This is a genomic window from Psychrobacter sp. 1Y6, assembly GCF_052258385.2.
Lineage (GTDB): Bacteria > Pseudomonadota > Gammaproteobacteria > Pseudomonadales > Moraxellaceae > Psychrobacter.
This window is the reverse complement of sequence record NZ_JBQQEW020000001.1, coordinates 1,899,090-1,923,246: the sequence shown is the minus strand read 5'-3', so window position 1 is coordinate 1,923,246 and position 24,157 is coordinate 1,899,090. Positions and strand designations below refer to the sequence as shown.

The 24,157-nt window shown below is 40.6% G+C and carries 19 protein-coding genes; 9 read left to right on the top strand and 10 right to left on the bottom strand.

Translation table 11 applies throughout. From position 1 onward, the window contains the following. Positions 1–80: 80 nt before the first annotated feature. The 3 genes from ACTXGF_RS21775 to ACTXGF_RS21765 all read left to right on the top strand — a co-directional run bounded on the left by ACTXGF_RS21775 (position 81) and on the right by ACTXGF_RS21765 (position 3,051). Positions 81–917 carry a glycosyl transferase gene (locus tag ACTXGF_RS21775; protein ID WP_443532845.1) on the top strand — a complete coding sequence of 279 codons (837 nt, stop codon included), beginning with the start codon at positions 81–83 and terminating at the stop codon, positions 915–917. Positions 918–1,019: 102 nt separating this feature from the next. Continuing rightward, a complete protein-coding gene (locus ACTXGF_RS21770; RefSeq protein WP_443532847.1) occupies positions 1,020–1,886 on the top strand; it encodes a glycosyltransferase in 867 nt (288 codons plus the stop codon). A 64-nt stretch (positions 1,887–1,950) separates the two neighbouring features. Continuing rightward, positions 1,951–3,051, top strand: a complete 1,101-nt coding sequence (locus tag ACTXGF_RS21765; RefSeq protein WP_443532849.1) for a glycosyltransferase — start codon at positions 1,951–1,953, stop codon at positions 3,049–3,051. On the opposite strand, the gene ACTXGF_RS21760 is transcribed toward ACTXGF_RS21765, so the two are convergent. From ACTXGF_RS21760 to ACTXGF_RS21745, 4 genes are all read right to left on the bottom strand, one after another. After that, positions 3,048–3,815: a hypothetical protein gene (locus ACTXGF_RS21760; protein ID WP_443532851.1), complete on the bottom strand. Its 768-nt coding sequence runs from the start codon at positions 3,813–3,815 to the stop codon at positions 3,048–3,050. The genes ACTXGF_RS21765 and ACTXGF_RS21760 overlap by 4 nt on opposite strands. Before the next feature lie 93 nt (positions 3,816–3,908). Further along, on the bottom strand, positions 3,909–4,922 hold the full coding sequence (locus ACTXGF_RS21755; protein WP_443532853.1) for an NAD-dependent epimerase: 1,014 nt from the start codon (positions 4,920–4,922) through the stop codon (positions 3,909–3,911). Continuing rightward, on the bottom strand, positions 4,922–6,088 hold the full coding sequence (locus ACTXGF_RS21750) for a nucleotide sugar dehydrogenase (RefSeq protein WP_443532854.1): 1,167 nt from the start codon (positions 6,086–6,088) through the stop codon (positions 4,922–4,924). The genes ACTXGF_RS21755 and ACTXGF_RS21750 overlap by 1 nt, the downstream gene beginning before the upstream one ends. 90 nt (positions 6,089–6,178) lie before the next feature. Beyond that, complete coding sequence (locus tag ACTXGF_RS21745; protein WP_443532856.1) at positions 6,179–7,180, bottom strand: stealth family protein; 1,002 nt, start codon at positions 7,178–7,180, stop codon at positions 6,179–6,181. Positions 7,181–7,475: 295 nt separating this feature from the next. Here ACTXGF_RS21745 and ACTXGF_RS21740 point away from each other — a divergent pair, with 295 nt between their 5' ends. Beyond that, positions 7,476–8,597 (top strand): glycosyltransferase, encoded by a 1,122-nt coding sequence (locus ACTXGF_RS21740; protein ID WP_443532858.1) that lies wholly within the window; start codon positions 7,476–7,478, stop codon positions 8,595–8,597. Positions 8,598–8,666: 69 nt separating this feature from the next. On the opposite strand, the gene ACTXGF_RS21735 is transcribed toward ACTXGF_RS21740, so the two are convergent. The 4 genes from ACTXGF_RS21735 to aspS form a co-directional block, all read right to left on the bottom strand. Further along, positions 8,667–9,524 carry a WaaZ-like lipopolysaccharide core biosynthesis protein gene (locus ACTXGF_RS21735; protein WP_443532860.1) on the bottom strand — a complete coding sequence of 286 codons (858 nt, stop codon included), beginning with the start codon at positions 9,522–9,524 and terminating at the stop codon, positions 8,667–8,669. A 96-nt stretch (positions 9,525–9,620) separates the two neighbouring features. Continuing rightward, positions 9,621–10,421, bottom strand: a complete 801-nt coding sequence (locus ACTXGF_RS21730; RefSeq protein ID WP_443532862.1) for a glycosyltransferase — start codon at positions 10,419–10,421, stop codon at positions 9,621–9,623. A gap of 150 nt (positions 10,422–10,571) precedes the next feature. Continuing rightward, positions 10,572–11,585 (bottom strand): lysophospholipid acyltransferase family protein, encoded by a 1,014-nt coding sequence (locus tag ACTXGF_RS21725; RefSeq protein ID WP_443532864.1) that lies wholly within the window; start codon positions 11,583–11,585, stop codon positions 10,572–10,574. A gap of 67 nt (positions 11,586–11,652) precedes the next feature. Beyond that, positions 11,653–13,479: an aspartate--tRNA ligase gene (aspS, locus tag ACTXGF_RS21720; protein ID WP_443532953.1), complete on the bottom strand. Its 1,827-nt coding sequence runs from the start codon at positions 13,477–13,479 to the stop codon at positions 11,653–11,655. Between the two features lie 374 nt (positions 13,480–13,853). Here aspS and sohB point away from each other — a divergent pair, with 374 nt between their 5' ends. From sohB to ACTXGF_RS21695, 5 genes are all read left to right on the top strand, one after another. Continuing rightward, positions 13,854–14,834 carry a protease SohB gene (gene sohB, locus ACTXGF_RS21715; RefSeq protein WP_160021877.1) on the top strand — a complete coding sequence of 327 codons (981 nt, stop codon included), beginning with the start codon at positions 13,854–13,856 and terminating at the stop codon, positions 14,832–14,834. A 258-nt stretch (positions 14,835–15,092) separates the two neighbouring features. Beyond that, on the top strand, positions 15,093–16,343 hold the full coding sequence (locus tag ACTXGF_RS21710) for an acyl-CoA dehydrogenase family protein (RefSeq protein WP_443532955.1): 1,251 nt from the start codon (positions 15,093–15,095) through the stop codon (positions 16,341–16,343). Between the two features lie 229 nt (positions 16,344–16,572). After that, positions 16,573–17,817 carry a phosphotransferase family protein gene (locus tag ACTXGF_RS21705; RefSeq protein WP_443532866.1) on the top strand — a complete coding sequence of 415 codons (1,245 nt, stop codon included), beginning with the start codon at positions 16,573–16,575 and terminating at the stop codon, positions 17,815–17,817. A 48-nt stretch (positions 17,818–17,865) separates the two neighbouring features. Then, positions 17,866–18,630 carry a histidine phosphatase family protein gene (locus ACTXGF_RS21700; protein WP_443532868.1) on the top strand — a complete coding sequence of 255 codons (765 nt, stop codon included), beginning with the start codon at positions 17,866–17,868 and terminating at the stop codon, positions 18,628–18,630. A gap of 119 nt (positions 18,631–18,749) precedes the next feature. Beyond that, complete coding sequence (locus tag ACTXGF_RS21695) at positions 18,750–19,619, top strand: SDR family oxidoreductase (protein WP_443532870.1); 870 nt, start codon at positions 18,750–18,752, stop codon at positions 19,617–19,619. 91 nt (positions 19,620–19,710) lie between these two features. Here the strand turns inward: ACTXGF_RS21695 and ACTXGF_RS21690 are convergent, their stop codons facing one another. Together ACTXGF_RS21690 and ACTXGF_RS21685 are read right to left on the bottom strand one after the other, a co-directional pair. Then, positions 19,711–21,411, bottom strand: coding sequence for an AMP-binding protein (locus ACTXGF_RS21690; RefSeq protein WP_443532872.1), 1,701 nt, complete (start codon positions 21,409–21,411; stop codon positions 19,711–19,713). Positions 21,412–22,052: 641 nt separating this feature from the next. After that, complete coding sequence (locus tag ACTXGF_RS21685) at positions 22,053–23,750, bottom strand: AMP-binding protein (protein WP_443532874.1); 1,698 nt, start codon at positions 23,748–23,750, stop codon at positions 22,053–22,055. Positions 23,751–24,157: the final 407 nt, after the last annotated feature.

Genomic DNA, 24,157 nt, shown 5'->3' with positions numbered 1-24,157 from the left:
AGGCTGAACATAATTGTTCAGTCTTTTTTTTATGCTAATATAGCCATCATATTTATTCATACGATTAAAGTGAGCAGTCAATGCCAATAGATTCTAGTACAGCCGACAATAAAAATATCAAACAAATTATTTGTATTAAATGGGGTACAAAATACGGTGCTGATTACGCCAATAAACTATATGGTATGGTATCTCGTAATATCACTCCACCGTTTCGCTTTGTCTGTTTTACGGATGATACGACTGACGTACGTCCAGAAATCGAATGTCAAGAATTGCCACCATTAGATGTCACTATGCCAACGAATACGTTAGGAAAGTGGCCTAAATCTCGTTTGTGGGGTGAAAAGCTCGGTGATTTGACAGGGACAGTATTATTTGTAGATTTGGATGTGATTATCGTCGATAGTCTCGATCCTTTCTTTGAATATGGCGAGCCAGATGATGTTATCTTGTCTTATAACCCAAGTAATCCATTAGAGCGCCTAGGGCAAACGTCTTGCTTTAGATTCAAGATCGGGTCGCTTGTCTCATTACAAGAGAAGTTCAAAGCTGACCCACAAGGTATCGCTGATGAGTATCGTTTTGAGCAGCGCTTCGTCACCCGCAATGCACCAGGCGGTGTAAAACTATTTCCAAAAGCTTGGGTGGCACACTTTAGACGTAAATGTCGCCAACCATTCCCGCTTAACTACATCAAAGAACCGAAGATTCCTAAAGGCACTCGTATTGTTATCTTTCCAGGTGATTTGTATCCTACGCATGCTATTGAAGGCAGATACAATAAAAACGCCGCCAATAATGCTAAAGACCATCTAAAAAGACTTACTGAGCCTAAAAACTTGAAACGCCCATTGCGCCATTTGCGTCATTTTATCTTGCCAGTAGGGTGGATTGAAAAGTACTGGAAAGAATAGATTTAACTTTATAGTTATTACCATATTAGCAAACGTTAGTATTGATGCTTCTATCTTTATATTCGTGAAGATAGAAGCATGACCCAGTGAATGGATAGAATTATGAAAACAAATGATACCATCAGAGTCTTTGTTGGCTGCGACCCAAATAACTGTGATTTAGAGCAGATGATGGTTCTAGATTATAGTATTCATAAACATACTAGTATGCCAGTGGAAATAGTATGGATGCAGTTATCGCGTGATCCGGACAGCTACTGGTATTCAAATCCTGAGACTGGTAGGGGCTGGGATACTACTAAATGGTCAACGCCTTTTTCTGGTTTTAGATGGGCGATTCCAGAGTATTGCAATTACTCTGGACGTGCGATCTATATGGATGCTGATGTTGTTATTTTAGACGATCTAGCAAAGCTATGGCAGCATCCTATCCAAGGGCAGTCTATAGTAGCCGCTAAAGCAAATGCTGATATGACTCGCCTATGTACCTGTGTGTGGGATTGTGATGCTGCAAAAAATGTGGTTTTGCCTATCGAGAAACTTAAAAAAGATCCCAAAAGTCACAAAGAGATGATGGCTTTATTTAAGAAAAAACCGCAACTGATTGAGCCTTATCAAGATAGCTATAACTGTATCGATGGTGAAGACTTAGCAATAGAAGAAGTCAAAATTTTGCATTATTCGGATATGGGAACGCAATTCAGTCATAAGTACTCCTTACCTAGAGTGAATGCGGAAGGAATTGAGCATTGGTTTGACGGTGAGGTATTACCACATCCAAGACAGGATTTGGTCGATCTTTTCGATACCTACTATAATGAAGCGCTTACTGCTGGATATGATTTAGAAAGTTATCGAATTGAGCCATTTGGTAGTTTTCCAAAAAAATCACAACAAGGATACATAGGCAATAAAGTAACTCGTCCAAAGGCTTCTAAATCGCTATTTGCAAAATTATTTAAACGTTGATTCATTTAATATAATAATATTTCACACATTAAATGAATAGAAATTCATCCATAGGTTGTCGTTTATGAAGCAGGATAAAAAAGTAGCGTTGCTCGCTATTAATTGTTTACAAGGTGGAGGGGCAGAGCGAGTCGTTCTTACTTTGGGGCAGGGGTTTTACGAATTAGGATACGAAGTACATATTTTAAGATTCAAACCACGGGTTGAATATGATCTTAATCCAAACCTTATTTATCATGTGCTCAAATTCAAGCCCTACAAGATGATACCAGGAACACAGCGTCGCGATAAATTTTTCGCTCATGCGGTAGATCGTTATGTCAAAAAAAATATCGGACAGCCTGATATCATTTTGTCTAACCTTGATCGTTCAGACAGTATTTTCAGCTATAGTAGCTTGCCGAACATCATTTACGTGATTCATAATACTTTGTCATTATTGTATAAGTTTGCAAAAACAGATGTTGGTCATCAGAGAAAAGAAAACTTTACGAGAATTTATTCCAAAAATCCTTGTGCCTGTGTTAGTAACGGAGTAGAAAAAGATTTTGTAGAAAACTTTGGTCATGTTACCTCAACTACAGCAATACATAATCCTATTGATAGAGACGGTATTCAAAAGTTAGCTGATGCTTTCATTCCAGAATATCAAAATTATATTATTCACGTTGGTAGTTTTAAAGAAGCAAAACGTCATGATGTGCTATTGAGAGCTTACGCAAAGACAGATCAGTCTTTGCCGTTGCTTCTTTTGGGCAAAGGTAAGCTTCAAAGCAGTACAGAGGCGTTGGTAGCAGAGCTCAACTTAGAAGATAAAGTTGTCTTTTTAGGTTTCCATGAAAACCCTTTTCCGTATATAAAGCATGCGCAATTTAAAGTATTGACTTCTGATTGGGAAGGGTTTGCCTTGGTGATAGCAGAGTCTTTAGTGTTAGGAACACCAGTTATCAGTACTGACTGCCAATCCGGGCCAAGTGAGTTGTTACCTCAAAAAAACCTAATGCCTATGAGAGACATAGATGCTATTGCAGCTAAATTAAGCCTAGCTATGAAAGATCCAGAGCAATTCCACTCTGAGTTTAGTGAAGCACTTCTTCCTGTCACAATAGCCAAGAAATATATCGAATTCGCATCGAATGTTAAGAATGTAGATAAAAGGTCTTAATCTAACCACCATTTGGACCAATCATCTCTATGCAATTGCCGTAGAGTAGCGAAAGCACTTTGGTTGTTCTGTAGTTTTTCGAATACAGCGAGTAGTATAGTCGTAGCCAATTTATCGACTTTCTGAAATTTATTATAGCGTTTACGCATATTTCTTAAGCTATCATCGGTACCAATACGGAAATAAGTAAGTCCATCGTATAGAGGCAAATCGCCGGCATAAAGTATGTCGGTTTTTTCGTCTAATAACGGCTTAGGTTCAGCATTAGTGCTCAGTTGTAAAAAGTTTTTGGTCTCATGAACTCTTAAGGTATTCATTAGAGTGATGACGTTCATTAGAATAGCAGCTCTAATACTGTTATTTGAGTGATCAATGAAAGTATCGCAGGCTGAGACAATCCAGCGTAGCGAAAGGTGCTCTAATAAATATTCGCTTTCTGATTCCCAAAGCCTCTCAAATTCAGCAAAAGTTTTATCTATTTTGTATTTGCGGCGCATCAATATAATAAGCGTATTGTGATAAAAGCAGAGCTCAGAATCTCCTAATGATTGATACTTTAAATTATTTAAGTGGATTTCTAAGTCTGTACTTTTACGCTCATCTGTCAGTGCTTCAATATCACATGATGACTCGGTGATTATTGTCGTTTTCATCTCATCAAAGCTTTTACCATCATAGTTTTTGACAATCTTACCCGCATTCAATCTTTTTTCACTTAGAAATATCAATAGCAGTTTTCTTTGCCAGTTTGAAGGTGTAGTCATGTCACTAAAATCCTTTGAACAAGTATGATGCAATTAGAGCTTAAACGTCTGTCGAAAAAATTGATACCAAAATAATTTATGAAATATTTCTGCTTAAACTGAATAGTATTGCTTATACCATTCGACAAACTTTGTGATTCCATCTTCGATACTGGTATCAGGTTTGAAATCAATATCATCTACTAGCTCGTCTATATCTGCATAAGTAATAGGCACATCACCTGCTTGCATCGGTAATAAATTCTCTTGCGCTTTTTTACCACAAGCGCTTTCGATGGCAGTGATAAAACGGCGTAAAGTTACTGGTTGATTATTGCCAATGTTATATATTTTATAAGGGGCGGTCGCTGTAGTGATAGTAGAGTATTGAGGAGAGGGGGCTTTATCCATTATTCGAATAATACCTTTTACAATATCATCAATGTAGGTAAAGTCACGCTGCATATCACCATTATTGAAGATATTGATTGGCTCACCAGCTAGAATTTTTTTGGTAAAAGAAAAATAGGCCATATCAGGTCGACCATAAGGACCGTAAACGGTAAAAAACCTTAATCCTGTCGTAGGGATATTATATAAATGGCTGTAGCTATGAGCCATGAGCTCGTTTGATTTTTTGGTAGCCGCATATAAGCTGATAGGAAAATCAACACAATCAGCGGTAGTAAAAGGCTGTTTTATATTCATACCATAGACAGAGCTGGAGCTAGCATAGATTAAATGCTTGATATCATGATGGCGGCAGCCCTCAAGTATATTAACAAAGCCAACCACATTTGAATCAATGTAAGCATTCGGATTTTCAATAGAGTAGCGCACACCTGCTTGGGCACCTAAATTAATGACAATATCGAACTGATAGGTAGAAAAAAGATCAGACATAGCTTCGCGATCAGCAAGGTCTAGCTTAATGAACGTAAAGTATTTTGTTTCTGATATTTCGTTTAGTAGTGTTAAGCGATCTTCTTTTAAACTCACGTCATAGTAGTCGTTGATGTTATCAATACCAACGATGCAGTTATTGTTATTAGGCAGCTGTATTTGTAATAGGGCTTTGATTAGATGAAAACCAATAAAACCTGCCGCACCAGTGACTAATATATTCATCAGTCGCTCCCGAATAAATCTCTAGTAAAGACCTTGTCCGCCACATCTTCGATTTCAGCAGATAAACGGTTTGCCACAATGACATCACTCATTGATTTAAACGCTTCTAGGTCTTGAATAACTTGTGAGTTGAAAAAGGTACTTTCTTTCAATACTGGTTCGTAAACAATGACTTTGATACCTTTTGCCTTAATACGTTTCATGATGCCTTGTATGGCAGAAGCTCTAAAGTTGTCTGATCCGCTTTTCATAACCAATCGGTGTATACCTACAATTTTCGGTTTTCGTTCAATAACTTTATCAGCGATAAAATCTTTACGAGTTCTGTTGGAATCGACAATGGCTTTTATTAGGTTACTTGGCACCTCGTCATAGTTGGCTAATAGCTGTTTGGTATCTTTAGGCAAGCAGTAGCCACCATAGCCAAATGATGGGTTGTTATAATGATCACCAATGCGCGGGTCTAAACCAATACCTTCTATAATTTGTTTGGTTTCGAGCCCAAAGGTTTGAGCGTAAGTATCAAGCTCATTAAAATAGGCCACGCGCATTGCTAAATAAGTATTAGAAAACAGCTTGATTGCCTCAGCTTCAGTGGGCTTTACAAACAGTAGTGGTACGTCCTTTTTGATCGCGCCTTCAAGGAGTAAGTTAGCGAATAATTGAGCCCGTTCTGACTGTTCACCTACAATGATTCGAGAAGGGTAAAGGTTGTCATGCAGCGCTTTACCTTCTCGCAGAAATTCGGGTGAAAAGATAATACGGTCAGTTGCATAACGCTCTCTAATACTCGCCGTATATCCTACTGGTACGGTAGACTTTATAATAATGGTTGCTTGTTGATTGACCAAAAGTACTTGCTCAATCACTGCTTCTACCGTTGATGTATTAAAGTAATTGGTCTTGGCGTCATAATCAGTTGGTGTCGCCACAATAATAAAATCAGCGCCTTTATAGGCCGCCGACGCATCAAGTGTCGCAGAAAAGTTGAGATTTTTATTTGATAAAAAATCCTCAATATCATCATCTTCAATAGATGACTGCTGAGTATTCAATAAGTCGATTTTTTCAGGAACAATGTCGACAGCGACGACTTCGTTATGCTGTGCCAATAGCATTGCATTTGATAAGCCTACGTAGCCTGTACCTACTACTGCTATTTTCATAATATATCCAATTGATGTTTATGCTTTAGAGATTCTAATCCAAAATTGGTTTATGCTAAATATGATTCAAAATAATGCTACCGTGTCAGCTCAGCTAACTGGCGTTCCCGTCACAGAAACGGGGAGATACGCTAAAAATTTATGCTTCATAGCTTGGCTAATTTTTTTGTGTAAATCTGGTTCCAGAAGGTCTAGGCTCTGGATACAACCGTACTTGATAGACTTATCTTCTAAAGCAGTAATAAAGTCATCGACACTATTTTCATTTTTTAGATAGTTGACAGAGATATCGGGTTTTAGATTTGCTTCATCTTTTTGAATTTTCAGATGATTCATCAGGGTTATCGGATTCACCTGAGCCACATCTCTAAATTTATATCTAATCTGCTCTGTCAGTAGCTGAGGCTGGTTTAGCAAATAATCTTTCAGTATGTTCCTATCAACGATATGAGGATAGTGATGAATTTCAAAGAATTGATCCATACCGATTATTTTGGCGCTTAGCATTTGGGCGATAGTATGCCTTGGTTGAATCGGTGTTCCAAACAATTTAAAGCGCGATTTTCGGAAATTAAGCTTAGCATTTAATGCCGCACTTTTACGCCAGTGGCCGTGAATGTTTAGCTTTTTACCATCTAAAAAGTCATCTATTTTTACTGGTTGGTTAAAAAAGAAATCATCGTTCATATAGATGAAGTAATCAGACAGCCCCTCAATATTCCATATCATCGACTCAATCGATCGGGTATTAAACGTAGGCAAAAACTGCTCGTAACCGGAAAATATGTCCTTATGATCAACGACACGTATTTTATCTACTGAGCAAATACCTTGCTCGGCGAACTCATCGATGAACGCTGGCTTTTGTTGATCTGTGACGATATATATATGACGACAAAAAGGCACATATTTGATGATAGAAGCAATATTATAATATATCTCATCGTCACTGGCGAAACGCGTGTCAGTTATTGCGTCAGATGCCACTTCTTTAGTTGGCTTATACTGTTCTCGCTTTTGTTTGAGTATAGGGTCTGCGCCATCTACCCAAGCAATGACGATGTCTAATGTATTTTCATTAGGCTGCTTCATAACTGATCCTGCTCTCATCGGATATGCATCTATTTTAGTAGCTATATTAGACCAGCTATGATATTTGCTGATGCAATTATTAACAAGGTTTAATCGATTTAGATAGTTAGACTCATTATAATTTTTATAGAGATACCGTTAAATCCCGCTCGTACTTTACTGAGTAGATGCCGAGCACCAGCGGTAGGTGAGACTAGCATATAAAGTCAGAATGCTGCAATAATTATGACCATAGTTGCATTCATTTGGCTGACCTATCATACCTATACCGTTAAAAAATCAAGCTGAGACACTGATGCCACCTATTATTCTACTTGTTTTAAAAGCGCTTGAAGGTCGCGGTGCTGAGCGTATGGTTACGACTTTGGCAAGCGCTTATGCAGATATAGGCTATCGTACTCATATCCTATGCTTGGAAGCGACGCAAGATATGCTACTAGACGCTCGTGTGCAATATCACATCGTGCCATATGACGAGGTGTTTTCTGAGCAGAATCTTGACCCAGAATCTACACAAGCACAAGCCTACGAATCAGTTGCTAAACGTATTGATACTTACGTGCTTAGCCAAATAGGAGTGCCAGATTTGATACTGGCCAATATCTATAAAATAAACTGGATTATGGCATATAGCCAGTTGCCAAACATCGTAAATGTACTGCATACAGCGCTATCAAAGCAGTTCCAAAACCAATTATTAGAGGCGTCAGTACAGACTGTAAATCATTTGAAAATGGTCTATGGCGCTCATCCTTGTAGCTGTGTGAGTAAGGGTGCACGCCAAGATTTGATTGATCTTATAGGAAATATTACCAAAACTACAACAATCTACAATCCTTGTGATGCTACTGATATAAATACCAAAGCAGTAGCGTCTAGCCATCTTGAACATTTCGGCTTAGTAGATAAAGAGTACATTATACATGTTGCCTCTTTCGATAGCATGAAAGGTCATCGAGACTTACTACAGGCGTATGCCAAAACAGAACGAAAGCTACCATTAGTACTAGTAGGTAAAGGTAGGCTTGAACCAGAGATTAAACAGTTGGCTGTCCAACTAAATATTAGCGATTGGATTAAGTTTTTAGGCTTCCAGACCAACCCTTATTCATTAATTAGGTCAGCCGCACTGATGGTGCTTACTTCTAAGTTTGAAGGCTTTGGCTATGTCATTGTAGAGGCGCAAGCACTGGGTGTGCCAGTGATCAGTACGGATTGTCCTTTTGGTCCACGAGAGTTATTACCTAAGCAAAACTTAATTGCGGTAGGTGATATTGATGGCTTGGCCATTCTCATTGATCAAGCCATAGACAACCTTACAGATTATATCGTGCCGCTAAACCAGCAGTTACTACCTAAAAATATTGCAAGACAGTACTTAGCCTTGGGTTCTGTTTTAGATTCAGATAAAAAATGAGAGTTTATAAGTCTTAGTGGTTCTTAATTAAACGCCATCAAGTAGAGGTTACTAACGGCGAGTTATTAACTAGAAAGTGTCGAATAGTGATTTAGAGATAGGAGAGTGATTGACGACGGGTACACCATGCGATTGATAGATTCTGCCGAGCAAGTTAAACGAAGGGACAATCCGCTCGTTCATGACTTTGCTAAGCATACTTGGTGCACTATTATTTTTATTTTCATAAAACCGTGGTTGCTTGCTGTTAAGCAGATCAATACCGTACAGATGAATACTCGCTGCTTGACGCGAAAACGCTAACTGCGCCGCCACATAAGCGACAGTGCCTGCTTCCACAAATCCATGAGTAATGTTAAGAGAGACACCGATGTCAGCCGCTTTATGATCGCTATCAATAATAAAGTTTGGATTATTGATAAAGTACGATAGCGGCATTTTTTTATTGAGCAATTTTTTCTTAAAGATAAGCTTATTAAAAGATAGCTTGTTTGACTTGACTCCCCATGGCCTATCTACTGGGTACAACACTCGCATAGCATGATGGTACGTTTGCATAATATCAGGGTGCGTGGTGGCCATCGCTTCAAAGACAGCTAGCGTTGCATATAGAGGTTGCCCTGTATAGTACTGCTGTAAAATCTCAGGCTGATGATTGATAAATCGCGCATCACTGATGACGTAACCAGCAATATCGGTAAACTGATGCTGCCCAATCAGGCTGATACTGCCATTAACAAAAATAGTAGGTGTATCTAGTAGCTCTGCTAACGGCAGCTGCTGTATAGATGGCCCTGAGGCGATAATATTGACGTCTTTTCCATGCAGGCTTTGTGCTGGCTCATTAGCATTAAAAGCATTGATAATGATGAGCTCATTATCAATATTGAACCCAGCAGTAGCAGGTAATCTCAAATATAACGCCATACTATTTTCCAGTTGTTTATCTCACATATCTTATATCTTAATACACTGCCTTTACGCTAATTATAAATTGTCTACATACGGTTAATTGCTAAGCATCTATTGCCAATGGTTTTTTAACCATGGGCTTGGCTTCACATGTCGATACCATTTACCGCCACTACCAGCAATTGCATCGGGCGGGTTAATCTCACCGTGGAAAATAACGATTTTTGCATCATCCGGCAGAGTAGGTGTGCGTACAAAATTAAAAGGAATCGGCGCAATACATTGGTACTTAAAGCTGACACACCATGTCTTATCCCAATACTCTAGGTGGTGATGCTCACGCAAATAGTTAGAGAGGTAAGCCTGCTCGTGACGTACTTGGGTGCGAATGGTTTCAAAGTTCCGCTCAAAATTGGACAGCAAATCAGGATAGGTATTCATGCCAATATTAAAGCGGTAGACGGAGCTGTTGCCAATCATGCGCCAAGGTTTTTTCCAGTCGCGGATGATGACGACACTGTCTTCATTCTCAGCTTGGTAAGTAAAAAACGCATCGATATTATCAACAATGACGATATCGATATCTAAAAATAGGGCCACACCTTTCAAATCATACAGCTCAGGCTTAAAGGTAGTCAGTTTTTTCCAACCACGTTCAGGACCTGCTGGCAAATCCATATCGGGTATCGGATAACAGGCAATCGCAGGATCAATACCTGTGCTGTCATCGGTCAAGCAAACCATTTGGAAATCTAAGGTTAGATGTCGACTAACCATGTTGTAGAGACGATTGACGTATTCAGGACCATATTTGTCGCCCCATTTCATACAGATGATATAACGCTGTTCAGCAGCATTTGTGCTGGTCTGATTAGGATCTGTAGATGAAGTCTTAGTTACGTCAGATGTCATAATGCACTCGTATTGAGATAATAGTCAGATAAATGAAGGATTAATAAAAGTAAAAGAATATAGAGTTCAGCCAATATTAGCATAGCTGTGACTGATGGTACGTCTAAACTGATGGTATGTCTAAATAGTGCAACGCTAGGTTGGTGATGACTAATGATTGTCGAGCTTAGTGTTATCGGTTTTAACATTGTCGATTTTAACGTTGTCATTTTGAACGCTATCGTTGATATCGTTATCAGAACGACTAGAAACGTTAGAATGGTGAGATTGGATAAAGGCTGCTAAAGTCTCTTTATCTTTTCGGTAAGGATTACCTAAGTTTGGTATACGCTTAAAACGTCGATAGCCCCACATATAATGACTGTAGTTATCTGTAATTATACGCTCCATGGCCTGATTGAGAGCATGAGTTGCCACTTCAGCATTGCGGTCATATAAGGCTGGATCATCGAGTTTGTAGCAGTAAATATCAAAGCCGCGTCCATCGGTACGGCGAATACAAGATAAGCCAACCAGCGCACATTTGGTTTTGCTGGCCAGTTTAGAGGCAAGTGTACTGGTCAATGTTTCGATACCAAAGAATGGAACGACAACGCCGCCTGATGGCTCTGGAACGTGGTCGGGCAGTACGATACTAAAACCACCTTGCTTGAGCGTTTTAAACACGGCTTTGACGCCGCTCCCATCAGTAGGTACCAAAGTGGCATTGAGTCGCGCTCGACCCTGAAGGATAAACTCATTAGCGAATTTGCCGTCAACTGGCTTATACATAATGGTTGGCGCACCAAACTGGTTGAGCCAAGCATTCATCATCTCCCAAGTGCCGAGATGCGGTACGATAGCAAGCATGCCATTTGGATTGGCAAGACCCTCTAAAAAAATGTCTTTATTATGGACATCACGAATCTGAGCGATACTCCATTCAGGTGGCATCGCCCAGCTTTTTATAGATTCAATACTGGTCAGACATTGATGATAAATAATGTCTTTGGTCAACGCTCGCTTTTGCTGCTCAGACAGTGTATGAGTAATCAGCGCCATATTGATCTGAATGGTACGCATGATACTTAGACTGGGTATCTTAATAATCACCCACGCAATAAAACGTGCCAGCATCTGCAGTACAGACAATGGCACGATTTTGAAAATATGGTACGGATTCATGACCACTCACATGGTAATGAATCACGTAACAAGCACTGTAGACAGCAACCGCGCATCATCAAACGATTTATTCAGCAGGCTTGTTGGTATCAGCCTGTGCTTTTTCACGCACACGGATACCAAGCTCACGTAGTTGTTTGCTATCAACGCCAGCAGGTGCTTGGGTCAATGGGCAGTCAGCCGTTTTGGTTTTTGGGAAGGCGATAACGTCACGGATAGAGCTTGCGCCTACCATCAACATAATCAAACGATCCAAACCAAATGCTAGGCCGCCATGCGGTGGCGCACCAAATTTTAGAGCATCAAGTAAGAAACCGAATTTGTCTTCAGCTTCTTGCTCACCAATACCCAAGGCTTCAAGTACAGCTTGCTGCATATCATAAGTGTTGATACGTAAGCTACCACCACCAATCTCAGTACCGTTCAATACCATGTCATAAGCGATAGAAAGGGCAGATTCTGGATTGCTTTTCAACTCTTCAACTGAGCCTTTAGGCTTAGTAAACGGATGATGCATCGACGTCCAACGACCATCGTCAGTCTCTTCAAACATTGGGAAGTCGGTCACCCAAAGTGGTGCCCATTCACAAGTCGTCATTTCAAGATCGAGACCGATTTTTTGACGTAATGCACCAATCGCATCATTCACGACACTGGCTTTATCCGCACCAAAGAAGATAATGTCGCCATCTTCTGCAGCAGTACGCTCGATCAAGCTGACAAGTACGTCATCAGTCATGTTTTTGATGATTGGAGACTGTAGGCCTGACTCTTTATCCACACCGTTGTTGATGCTACTAGCGTCATTGACTTTGATATAAGCCAAACCGCGCGCGCCATAGATACCAACAAACTTGGTATAAGCATCGATCTGCTTACGGCTTAATGATGCGCCACCAGGGATACGTAGGGCAGCCACACGACCTTTAGGATCGTTAGCAGGGCCAGCAAATACTTTGAAGTCAACGTCTTTCATCAAATCTGCAACGTCAACCAACTTTAGAGGAATACGTAAGTCAGGCTTGTCTGATGCATAGTCACGCATGGCTTCTGCGTAAGTCATGCGTGGGAACTGTTCAAACTCAACGTCCATCATTGTCTTAAACAAATGCTTGATAAGACCTTCGTTGATGTTCATGATTTCTTCTTCGTTCAAGAAAGAAGTCTCAATATCTACCTGAGTAAATTCAGGCTGACGATCGGCACGTAAATCTTCATCACGGAAGCATTTGGCAATTTGATAGTAACGGTCAAAACCTGACACCATCAATAATTGCTTAAATAGCTGTGGTGACTGTGGTAGGGCAAAGAAGTTACCTGGACGAGTACGTGATGGTACAAGATAATCACGCGCACCTTCAGGCGTTGCACGAGTCAAGATAGGCGTCTCAACATCCAAGAAACCATGATCGTCTAAATAACGACGAATCGCTGACGTTGCCTTGGCACGGAACACCATACGCTCTTGCATTTGCGGACGACGCATATCAAGATAACGATACTTTAGACGCAGGTCTTCAGATACGGTCGTTTTTTCGTCATTTAATGGGAATGGCGGTGTTTCAGATTTAGCCAGTACTTCAATCTCTTTGCCCAATAGCTCAATCTGGCCACTGGTCATATTATTATTTTCAGTACCTTCATAACGGCGACGTACACGGCCAGTTATCTTTAGCACGTATTCAGGACGTACAGCATCAGCTGCTGCGAAAGCTTCTGGGGTATCAGGGTCGACCACGACCTGTAAGATACCCGCGCGGTCACGCATGTCTAAGAAAATCACGCCACCGTGATCGCGACGACGATGTACCCAGCCTACGATACTAATGGTTTGCTCAAGCAAGCTCTCGGTTACAGCTCCGCAATACTCGTCTCGGTATTCGCTATGCGTCATAGTGCTTTGCGTCATAATATGGTTATCCAGTTATCAGCCCAATTCGAAGTACAATAATGCAGCCATTGTTGTGCGTTTCAAGCTATTTGCAAAAAAAACACACAAACAACGCGATTAAGACATATGGTCATCACGTTGGCTGCAGAAAATTTGTTATAAACGCATATTATGCCTAATCTGCCTTTGTTATACAACCGGCTGAGTTCAATCAAAGAACGGGAGTCTGCAAGTATCTGAAGTATTTATTCTGCGTTATTTATATTGGGTTAAATATCGTCATCATGCTTGAAAAAACCGCTTAGTGTGCACATATCAACCGCACGCTAATAAAAACAGCCATATCAATATATTTACTGACTTGAGGATTTGTAACCATGCTATTTCATCCCCCTAAAAACCCTGTTGAGCTTAAAATACGCCACTTGAATGATGCTCAAAAGCAGCGCCGCGAAGATTTGATGGAAGCCACCCAAGGCAAAGCTGCCCTCAAACAGTTCAAAAAAGTCATGGCCAAAAAAGCCAAGCAAGCATTGAAAGCAAAAACCAAAAATAAGAAAAAACATACCGATGATAAGGCACAAGTTTTTGTGCTCGATTTTGACGGTGATATCAAAGCAACTGCGGTCAAACATTTGCGTGAAGAAATCAGTACTCTAATTAGTACCGCAAATAAAGGTGACGAAGTTATCGTCCGTCTCGAATCAGGCGGTGGTCTGGTACATGGTTATGGTTTGGCTGCAGCACAGTTGGTTCGCCTAAAGGATGCTGGCTTAAAATTGACGGTCTGTGTTGATAAGGTGGCGGCAAGCGGTGGTTATATGATGGCTTGTGTTGCAGACAAGGTAATAGCCGCACCATTCGCTATCATTGGTTCAATCGGTGTGGTGTCGCAATTGCCAAACTTCCATAAATGGCTAAAAAACCATGACGTCGATTATGAGATGTTTACCGCTGGTGACTACAAGCGTACGGTAACTGTATTTGGTGAAAATGATGCCGAAGACCGTGCCAAATATCAAGAAGAGCTAGAGCAGACGCATGAGCTATTTAAGCATTTCGTTAATACCTATCGTCCAGAACTCGATGTTGCCAAAGTAGCTACGGGTGAGCATTGGTATGGCGAAGATGCGTTAAAGCTTAACTTGATTGATAGTCTACAGACTTCAGACAGCTATATTTTAGAGCGTATGGAAGACAACGAAGTGTATGCACTATATTCACGTCAGAAGCCGACGTTAGCAGAAAAGTTAGGATTGGCTCAAGCAGCAGAAGCGACACTGAGCATGGCCGTAGATAAATTACCTGATGCACTTGCACGTTTTGATTTGAATAGTCGTCTAAATATTCTAAAATAATGTTAGTTATCATTATGATAGTTAAATAATGGTATTTTAGTACTTAGAAGTTTTTAGATACATTGTTTATATTTTGTAAAAGGCGTGGCCTAGCTGGTCGCGCCTTTTTGCTGTTTATTGACAATTGCTGTGTTATAAATGTAGAACACGGAAAACAGTATACGTGCGTGCACTAAAGCTCTAGTAGAGCTTTTTATCAACATTTGATTTAGACAATCAATAAAGAAAAGGAAGTCATTTATGTCTAACGACAATTTAATGTTTACCGCAACAGAACATGGTCAAGCCATGCATGCCAAAGTCAAAGCGTTTATCGAAACGAATATTGAGCCTATCGAAGCCCAATTCTGGGAAGAGTGTCATAAGAAAAACCCTGATGGTAATTGGGAAAACTGGGAGTGGCCAGAAGCCTACGAAAACCTGCGCAAGCAAGCGCGTGAAGAAGGCTTGTGGAATTTATTCCTACCAGATGATACGTTAGGTGCAGGACTGTCAGTCACTGATTATGCGCCTATCGCAGAATTGACGGGTCGTAGTTTGCTAGCACCTCATGTATTCAACTGTAATGCCCCTGATAGCGGTAATATGGAGCTGTTGTGGCGCTACGGTACTCAAGAGCAGCAAGACAAGTGGCTTACCCCAATCCTAGAAGGTAAGACACGCTCTGTGTTTTGTATGACTGAGCCTGATGTGGCATCAAGTGATGCAACCAATATGCAAGCAACCGCCGTAGTAGATGGTGATGAGATTGTCATCAATGGTAGCAAGTGGTGGTCATCTGGTCTTGGCGATCCAGCGGTTGATGTCTTGATTGTGATGGCATATACCGCGGATGAAAGTGCCGACCGTCATCATCAGCATTCGATGGTGCTTGTACCAGTCAACACTCCGGGTGTGAACATTAAACGTATGCTTAAAGTGTTTGGCGATTACGATGCACCGCACGGCCATGGTGAGATTAGCTTTGAAAATGTACGTGTGCCAGTCAGCCACTTCATTGGTGGACCTGGTAAGGGCTTTGAGATTGCACAGGGTCGTCTAGGGCCAGGCCGTATTCATCATTGCATGCGCTGTATCGGTGCTGCCGAAAAATCTCTTGAATTAGCGGTCAAACGTGGCATGTTACGTACTGCCTTTGGGAAGCCATTACTACAATTGGGTGGTAACTTTGAGCGTATCAGCGAGGCTCGTATCAAAATTGACCAAGCACGCTTGCTAACATTGTACGCCGCCCAAAAAATGGATGCTCAGGGCACCAAAGCAGCATTAACGGAAATCTCTGCTATCAAAGTAGTGGCGCCAACTGTACTACAAGAAGTCGTTGATATGGCGATTCAAATTCATGGTGGTATGGGCGTCTGTCAAGACACATTGCTACCAAACTTTTATGCGCAAGCACGTGTACTACGTTTAGCGGATGGCCCTGATGAAGTACATAAAACCATGATTGCTAAGCTAGAACTAAAACGTCAGGGCTTTAGTCGTTCTGCTAAATCTGACAAAGTTTAAGCTTAACAAACGGTTGTGTGAGTTAGTTTTGATTTGCTCACGCAACTATTAAGAATAAGCCAATCGAAATGCTAATTTAAAATTCACTATTAACGATTTAGTAGTGAATTTTTCATCACTAGAGCGAGTCCTCATTTCAAAAATAGCGAGAAGAATGAGATAAATTGAATTGAGAACTAGTTCGCATATCTGTTATAAAAATAAATGACCACATGATAAGGAATATCTCATGGCAACTGATAATAAAGTACTAGACAAAGGCGGTGCCGTACGCGAGGGTGAAGAGCTTGATGCCAAAGCAGTCAGTGAATGGCTTCGTGGTCAAGGTGTCGGCGTAGTAGGCGAGCCTACAGTCACTCAGTTCTCAGGCGGCGCATCAAACTGGACATATCGACTACAGTATGAAGGTGAAGATAAAAACCAAGATCTCATATTACGTCGTCCACCAAAAGGTACCAAAGCAAAATCTGCCCATGACATGGTGCGTGAGTACACCGTTCAAAAAGCATTAAAAGATGCTTATCCTTATGTACCTGAGATGATTGCGCTATGTACGGATGAAGCTGTTATCGGCGCTGATTTTTATGTGATGGAGCGCATGGAGGGTATTATCCCTCGTGCAGAATTACCAGAAGGTATCGATCTAAATCCTGAGCAAACGCGTCTGCTTTGTACCAATGTATTAGACGCTTTGGTAGAGTTACATCAGATAGACTATACCGAGCATCCTGATTTGGTCAATTTGGGCCGCGGTGAAGGTTACTGTGAACGCCAGATCAGTGGTTGGGATAAACGTTATGTCAAAGCAAAGACGCCAAACGTACCAAGCTTTGCATTGGTCAGACAATGGCTTGCTAAGCATACGCCTGCTGATAGCAAAACTTGTATCATTCATAATGATTGGCGCTTTGACAATGTCATACTTGATGCAGATGAGCCGACCAAAGTGATTGGCGTGCTCGATTGGGAGATGGCAACCCTTGGCGATCCACTGATGGACTTGGGTAGTGCGTTGGCTTACTGGATTGAAGAAGATGACAATATCATCATGCAGCAGTTCCGTCGTCAGCCAACACATTTAGAAGGCATGATGAAACGTGATGAAGTGGTTGAATATTATCTAAAACAGTCAGGTTTAGAGATAGATAATTGGACCTTTTATGAAGTGTTTGGATTGTTCCGCCTCTCAGGCATTATTCAGCAAATCTACTATCGTTATTATCATAAGCAAACCACCAATCCAGCTTTCAAAAACGCTTGGCTCGTTATACATGTCATGCATGCTAAATGTCTCAAATTAATTGCGCAATATGAAGGTGAAGCTTTATTCAATGCGCATGTGCAGCCGCATTTAGAAGACATAGGCGTAGATGCTGCTGCTATTGAGCAGTTACCAAGCCCTGTTCAAAAAGTGGTCAAAAGTATTTTACCAAAAGGTTATTTTGCAAAAGCACCTGACTCTCCTGAAGCGTAAGCATTCAGCAAACCGTACTTTAGCAAATATGATAAAAGGTAATAATTTATGACAACCATACTTTTAGCACGTCATGGCCAAGCGTCTTTTGGGCAAGAAAACTATGATCAACTCTCAGAACTAGGCACTGTTCAGGCACAAATGCTAGGTCAGCACTATGCAGCTACGCAGCGCCGTATTGATGCCATATTTACTGGTAGGTTGGTTCGACAACAAGACTCAGCACGTCATTTTTGGGAGCGTTACCAATCGTCTGTACATGCCAATAATAGCAATGGAACAGCTGTTGCGCCCGCAATCAACTTTGATCAGCCTGACAGTTATATTCTGCCGCAGTTTGATGAGTTTAATCATAAAGACGTGTTTGTTAAGTCAGCAGAGGCATCTGGTAATCGATCTGACATCTCAGCTGAAGTCGCCAAAGCAGAATCGCCAGCCACGCGACTGGCTGAGCTATTTGATCAAGCGATGCAGCGCTGGCATGCTGGTGACAATGACCAAGATTATATTGAAAGTTGGCCACAGTTTAATAACCGTGCACAGCAAGCGCTTGAACAAGTGCGTACGAAAGTAGCAAGTATGAGCTTAGATCAGGACAGTACAGTACTCGTATTTACTTCAGGTGGTGTCATCGCTGCAATCACTGCACAATTATTGCGACAAGGCAGTCAGACGGCCTATCAATTGAATAAAAGCTTGGTCAATACGGGTGTGACCTCTATTACTTTAAAGAATCAAAGTTCTCGCTTGTTGTCTTTGAATGAATACAGTCATTTATTCTCTGATGGTAAACCATTCGTGACATGGCGATAATTTTGCGTGTAATTTTGCGAATAATGTAGTGTCATATCTGTTTAAAGTATAAGCCTTACTGACGTTTATACTAGATACCAATTTGATTCTGTGCAATATCGATATACAAAGGACGGTACATGCAAAATAAATTAATAAAATTGGTTGCTAAAAGTGCGCGCCATAGCAAAAACCAGATAGTAGGCGCGGTTCGACCTGCAAGCTATCTAAAAGACCTGAGTAAGCAGCAAGTAGGCACAGGTAAAACGGTGCTTATCACAGGGGCCAGTTCAGGTCTGGGTGAAGGTATGGCCAGACTGTTTGCTAGCCTTGGCTACAACTTGGCCATATGTGCGCGTCGCACTGATCGTTTAGAGCATTTAAAATCGGAGATAATGGACAAGTATCCTGATATCCGAGTCGAATACCAAGCACTAGATGTAAGTGATTATGATACGGTTTTTCAAGTATTTGATGCTTTTGCATATGATTTCGGTAGCATTGAGCGAGTAGTGGTCAATGCGGGTATTGGTGACAGTCGGCGCATTGGTAAAGGGCATTTTGAAACCAACCGTCGCACTGCTGATGTCAATTTTGTAGCAGCACTGGCACAGTGTGAAGCCGCTATGAATATCTTCCGTGCTCAGAACAATGGCCATTTGGTAGTGATATCGAGCATGTCAGCCATGCGTGGATTGCCTAGACACTTGACAACCTATGGTGCAAGTAAAGCTGGCTTGGCTCACTTAGCAGAAGGCATTCGTGCTGATATGCTTTTGACTAATCTTCCTATTAAAGTTTCTACGATTTACCCTGGTTATATTCGCACTGAAATCAACGAAGGGTCTAAGCCATTACCGTTCGAAGTCGATACAGATACTGGTACTCAAGCCATTGTCGCGGCTATTGAAGCGGGTGTGGATGAAGCCTGTGTACCGAGCCTGCCTTGGTCTATGGTCAGTCATGCGATGAAACACTTGCCATTACAGGTAATGAATAAACTAAGCTGATCAGGTTGGTTTTCCTAAGGTAGAAAAGAAGAAGCCCACTACAATAGTAATGGGCTTCTTCTTTTATTTACTCTAAATAGCAGGGCAAGTATTACAATGTTTGAGGATTGTTTGACATATGCTGTTCACGCAATTTTTGACGCAGTACTTTACCAACATTACTCTTTGGTAGTTCACTGACAAACTCAATATGGCGTGGACATTTATAACCAGTCAAATTTTCAAGTGCGAATTCCTTGATGACTTCTTTAGTGACGTTATTATCAGCAGGTACGATATAAATTTTAACCGCTTCACCTTGATTTTCATCAGGAATACCAATCACGGCACAATCGACGATACCATCACAATCAAGCATGACAGATTCGATCTCATTCGGAAATACATTGAAGCCTGAAACTAAGATCATGTCTTTCTTACGATCTAGTAGAGTAAAGTAGCCTTTCTCATCCATGCTAACGATATCACCAGTGCGGAAGTAGCCATCGCGAGTAAAGTCATTGCTATTGTCTTTATTAAAGTATCCTGACATTACGTTTGGACCTTTGATACACATCTCGCCTGATTGATGCATGCCAACACGCTCACCGTTTTCGTCAACCACGATAATATCGACACTCGGTACAGGTATACCAATAGTACCGTTGAATTTGCGATCAGTGATAACGTTGGCAGTACCGCCAGCCACACCTTCCGTCATACCCCAACCTTCAACCATGGGGCAGCCAGTCACTTCTAACCAACGTGCTGCGGTTTGCTCGGTTGCCGCCATACCACCTGCTTGCGTAATACGTAGCGAGCTAAAGTCCAAATCTTTAAAGTTTGGTTGGTCAAGTAACCCTTTAAATAGAGTGTTGACTGCAGGGAAGATATGGAATGGTTGTTTTGATAAGGTTTTGACAAACCCTGGCATATCGCGCGGATTAGGCACTAGGATAAAGGTATAACCTGAACGCATACCGAGCAAACTCAGCATAAAGGCAAAAATATGATACAGCGGTAAGGCCATAACCATATTGATGTATACCTCGTTGATACCTGAGGTCACAGGGCGATACCATGCCTCTGATTGCATAGCAGCAGCAACGACATTACGTTGTGTTAGGACAGCACCTTTAGATAAACCAGTCGTACCACCTGTATACTGCAAAATCGCTTTTTGTTGTAGGGTAGTCTTTGGTGCTTGAATCGGTAGGTTTTTTCCCTTTTTTAATACTTCAGGGAATTTAGTGACATTGTACTTAGGGTCATTCAGGTTGTATTTTGGAACCAAGCGTTTAACCTGACGAATAACGGTATTGACCAAAATACCTTTCAGACCCATCATATCGCCCATTTTCGATAGCACGATACGTTTGATATTGGTCTCTTCAATAACTTGCTCAAGCGCTTGGGCAAAGTTGTCAACAACAAAGATAACCTGAGCGCCCGAGTCATTCAATTGGTGACGCAGTTCACGACCCGTATATAGTGGGTTTATCGGCGTACAAACATAACCTGCACGCAGAATACCAATCATAGTAGGTAGGTATTGTGGAACGTTCGGCATCATCAGAGCCACCACGCTGCCTTTAGGTAAACCTTGAGCCTGTAACCATGCTGCGACTGCCAGTGAAGCGTTATCAACATCACCATAAGTATGCGTAACACCCATACAGATAGTCATCGGATGCATACGAAAGCGGTTAAAACACTCTTCATATAACTCTATGAGGCTTTCATATTGATCCGGATTAATCGTCTTGGGTACGTTTTCCGGGTATTGAGCAAGCCAAGGTTTATCTACAGTCATGATTAGCGTCCTTAAATATTAAAATAAATTAAGGCTCTATAAAAAAGTAGTCACATCCATGTCAACAATTTATATTGCTGTTCCGTTAGCAAGAAATTGTCGAGTGTTATCCTATATATTCACATACTGCTAAAATACGAGGCCCTTATAAAGTTTGATTCAACCACAGAGCATAAATATCTCATCAGGTTAAAAAACAGTTAATGTTTTGGTAATGAAAATAGCTACTAGTAATGCTGCTAATCAATCGATATTAGTCATAATTATATAAGATCAAAATAACAGAAAGTATAGTGACACATTTTGGCAATACATTAACATAACTACAACCGTGCCTGTTATTCTTATACAAGAACTTGATAGTTTACAGTTAAATTTGATAAATGAAACAATATATGTTGAATAATTAGAAAATAGCTAGACAAATAATTTACTTTCTTATCAAGTAATTAACATGAAATTTATTCAAAAAATGTCATATACCTGAACATAAAGGTAGATTTGTAGTAATGGTAATAGAGAAATTTTATATTTGAATGACAGAAGATGAATATATAAAAAGGGCATCTTACAATTACTGTAAGATGCCCTTTAGTAAAAATAAATTCATGTTTTTAGAATTTTTTAAAAATTGTCTCTATTTATACTTGAGGGTAGTCTGCATTGTGTTTTTCACGCAATTTTTGACGCAGTACTTTACCGACATTACTTTTTGGTAAGTCGCTTACAAACTCAATGTGACGTGGACACTTATAACCCGTTAGATTATCTAATGCAAAGTCTGTAATTACTTCTTTGGTAACATTATTGTCTTCAGGTACTACGTATATTTTGACCGCTTCACCTTGATGACTATCAGGAATGCCAATTACCGCGCAGTCAAGAATACCATCACAATCAAGCATCACAGACTCAATTTCGTTTGGAAATACGTTGAATCCTGAAACCAAGATCATGTCTTTTTTGCGATCGAGCAGTTTAATATAACCTTTGTCATTCATGCTGACAATATCACCAGTACGGAAATAACCATCACTAGTAAAGTCAGCACTACTGTCTCTATTCAGATATCCAGAGGTTACGTTAGGGCCTTTAATACATAGCTCGCCCCCTTCGTTTAGATCTACATGCCTGCCGTCTTCATCGATAATAATGACATCTACGCCAGGAGCGGGTACACCGATAGTACCGTTAAACTCACGATTGGTAATAACGTTAGCGGTGCCAACTGCAACGCCTTCTGTCATACCCCAACCTTCGATCATCGCACAGCCAGTCACTTCTAACCAGCGATTTGCAGTTTGTTCAGTAGCCGCCATACCACCAGCTTGTGAGATACGCAAAGAGCTAAAGTCCAAATCTTTAAAATTAGGATTATCGAGCAGTCCCTTAAAGAGGGTATTAACCGCAGGGAAAATATGGAACGGCTGTTTTGATAAGGTTTTAACAAATCCAGGAATATCACGTGGATTAGGTACTAGTATAAAGGTATAGCCTGAGCGCATACCAAGTAAACTCAGCATGAATGCGAAGATATGATACAACGGCAGTGCCATTACCATATTGATATATACTTCGTTGATTTCTGACGTAATAGGGCGGGTCCATGCTTCTGATTGCATCGCTGCTGCTACGATATTACGCTGTGACAAAATAGCGCCTTTCGAAAGACCTGTGGTACCTCCTGTATATTGTAAAAATGCTTTTTGATCCAAAGACATTTTTGGTTGCTGAAAAGGTAGGTTTTTACCTTTTTTCAATACTTCAGGGAATTTAGTAACGTGGTATTTAGGGTCATTAAGGTTGTACTTGGGTACTAAGCGTTTGACCTGACGAATAATCGTATTAACCAAAATACCTTTCAAACCCATCATATCGCCCATCTTCGATAGGATGACACGTTTGATAGCCGTTTCTTCAATGACTTGCTCAAGCGCTTGGGCAAAGTTATCGACCACAAAAATTGCTTGGGCACCAGAATCGTTAAGCTGATGGCGTAATTCTCGGCCAGTATATAGTGGGTTGACAGGGGTGCATACATAGCCTGCACGCAGTATCCCAATCATAGTTGGTAGATACTGTGGAACGTTTGGCATCATGAGAGCGACGACACTACCTTTTGGCAAGCCTTGGTTCTGTAGCCAAGCAGCGACTGCCATCGAAGCATTATCAATATCACCATAGGTATGAGTCACTCCCATACAAATGCTCATCGGATGTCCACGGAAGCGATCGAAGCATTCTTCGTACAGCTCCATGATGCTGCTATATCTATCGGGGTTAATGGTTTTTGGCACACCGGCTGGATATTGAGAAAGCCAAGGTTTGTTCGATATCATAGTTAGCATCCTTGCGATTTGATATAGGCTAAAGTATTTTGAAAAGGTAGTTGTCAATCTATCAATGGTACAAACCACTACTTATTTAAGTGGTATCTACCGTATTCAATAGCATCCCTGTCTATTGATTAATAGCTAGTTTTTTGCTGCTGTCACAACATTTTATTTAATAAATATTTATATAAAGCATCAAATAAAACAAATAAATAAAAAGTTCAGTAATAAAAATAATGTTTGTTCTAAAAATATTTATCTGCAACTTACAAATAAATTATCAAAAAAAACGATACATTTGAGCAATACATTAGCATGAATTTAGTCTAAAACAATAACAGTAAGCGATACTGATCAGTACATATATTAACTTATAAGAATATATTGACTTTGTTAGCTGATAAAAGAAGGAT

Excerpts from the sequence above, each read along its gene's own strand:
- ACTXGF_RS21775 (WP_443532845.1), top strand. The coding sequence starts at position 81 with ATGCCAATAGATTCTAGTACAGCCGACAATAAAAATATCAAACAAATT.
- ACTXGF_RS21770 (WP_443532847.1), top strand. The coding sequence starts at position 1,020 with ATGAAAACAAATGATACCATCAGAGTCTTTGTTGGCTGCGACCCAAAT.
- ACTXGF_RS21765 (WP_443532849.1), top strand. The coding sequence starts at position 1,951 with ATGAAGCAGGATAAAAAAGTAGCGTTGCTCGCTATTAATTGTTTACAA.
- ACTXGF_RS21760 (WP_443532851.1), bottom strand. The coding sequence starts at position 3,815 with ATGACTACACCTTCAAACTGGCAAAGAAAACTGCTATTGATATTTCTA.
- ACTXGF_RS21755 (WP_443532853.1), bottom strand. The coding sequence starts at position 4,922 with ATGAATATATTAGTCACTGGTGCGGCAGGTTTTATTGGTTTTCATCTA.
- ACTXGF_RS21750 (WP_443532854.1), bottom strand. The coding sequence starts at position 6,088 with ATGAAAATAGCAGTAGTAGGTACAGGCTACGTAGGCTTATCAAATGCA.
- ACTXGF_RS21745 (WP_443532856.1), bottom strand. The coding sequence starts at position 7,180 with ATGAAGCAGCCTAATGAAAATACATTAGACATCGTCATTGCTTGGGTA.
- ACTXGF_RS21740 (WP_443532858.1), top strand. The coding sequence starts at position 7,476 with ATGCCACCTATTATTCTACTTGTTTTAAAAGCGCTTGAAGGTCGCGGT.
- ACTXGF_RS21735 (WP_443532860.1), bottom strand. The coding sequence starts at position 9,524 with ATGGCGTTATATTTGAGATTACCTGCTACTGCTGGGTTCAATATTGAT.
- ACTXGF_RS21730 (WP_443532862.1), bottom strand. The coding sequence starts at position 10,421 with ATGACATCTGACGTAACTAAGACTTCATCTACAGATCCTAATCAGACC.
- ACTXGF_RS21725 (WP_443532864.1), bottom strand. The coding sequence starts at position 11,585 with ATGAATCCGTACCATATTTTCAAAATCGTGCCATTGTCTGTACTGCAG.
- aspS (WP_443532953.1), bottom strand. The coding sequence starts at position 13,479 with ATGACGCATAGCGAATACCGAGACGAGTATTGCGGAGCTGTAACCGAG.
- sohB (WP_160021877.1), top strand. The coding sequence starts at position 13,854 with ATGCTATTTCATCCCCCTAAAAACCCTGTTGAGCTTAAAATACGCCAC.
- ACTXGF_RS21710 (WP_443532955.1), top strand. The coding sequence starts at position 15,093 with ATGTTTACCGCAACAGAACATGGTCAAGCCATGCATGCCAAAGTCAAA.
- ACTXGF_RS21705 (WP_443532866.1), top strand. The coding sequence starts at position 16,573 with ATGGCAACTGATAATAAAGTACTAGACAAAGGCGGTGCCGTACGCGAG.
- ACTXGF_RS21700 (WP_443532868.1), top strand. The coding sequence starts at position 17,866 with ATGACAACCATACTTTTAGCACGTCATGGCCAAGCGTCTTTTGGGCAA.
- ACTXGF_RS21695 (WP_443532870.1), top strand. The coding sequence starts at position 18,750 with ATGCAAAATAAATTAATAAAATTGGTTGCTAAAAGTGCGCGCCATAGC.
- ACTXGF_RS21690 (WP_443532872.1), bottom strand. The coding sequence starts at position 21,411 with ATGACTGTAGATAAACCTTGGCTTGCTCAATACCCGGAAAACGTACCC.
- ACTXGF_RS21685 (WP_443532874.1), bottom strand. The coding sequence starts at position 23,750 with ATGATATCGAACAAACCTTGGCTTTCTCAATATCCAGCCGGTGTGCCA.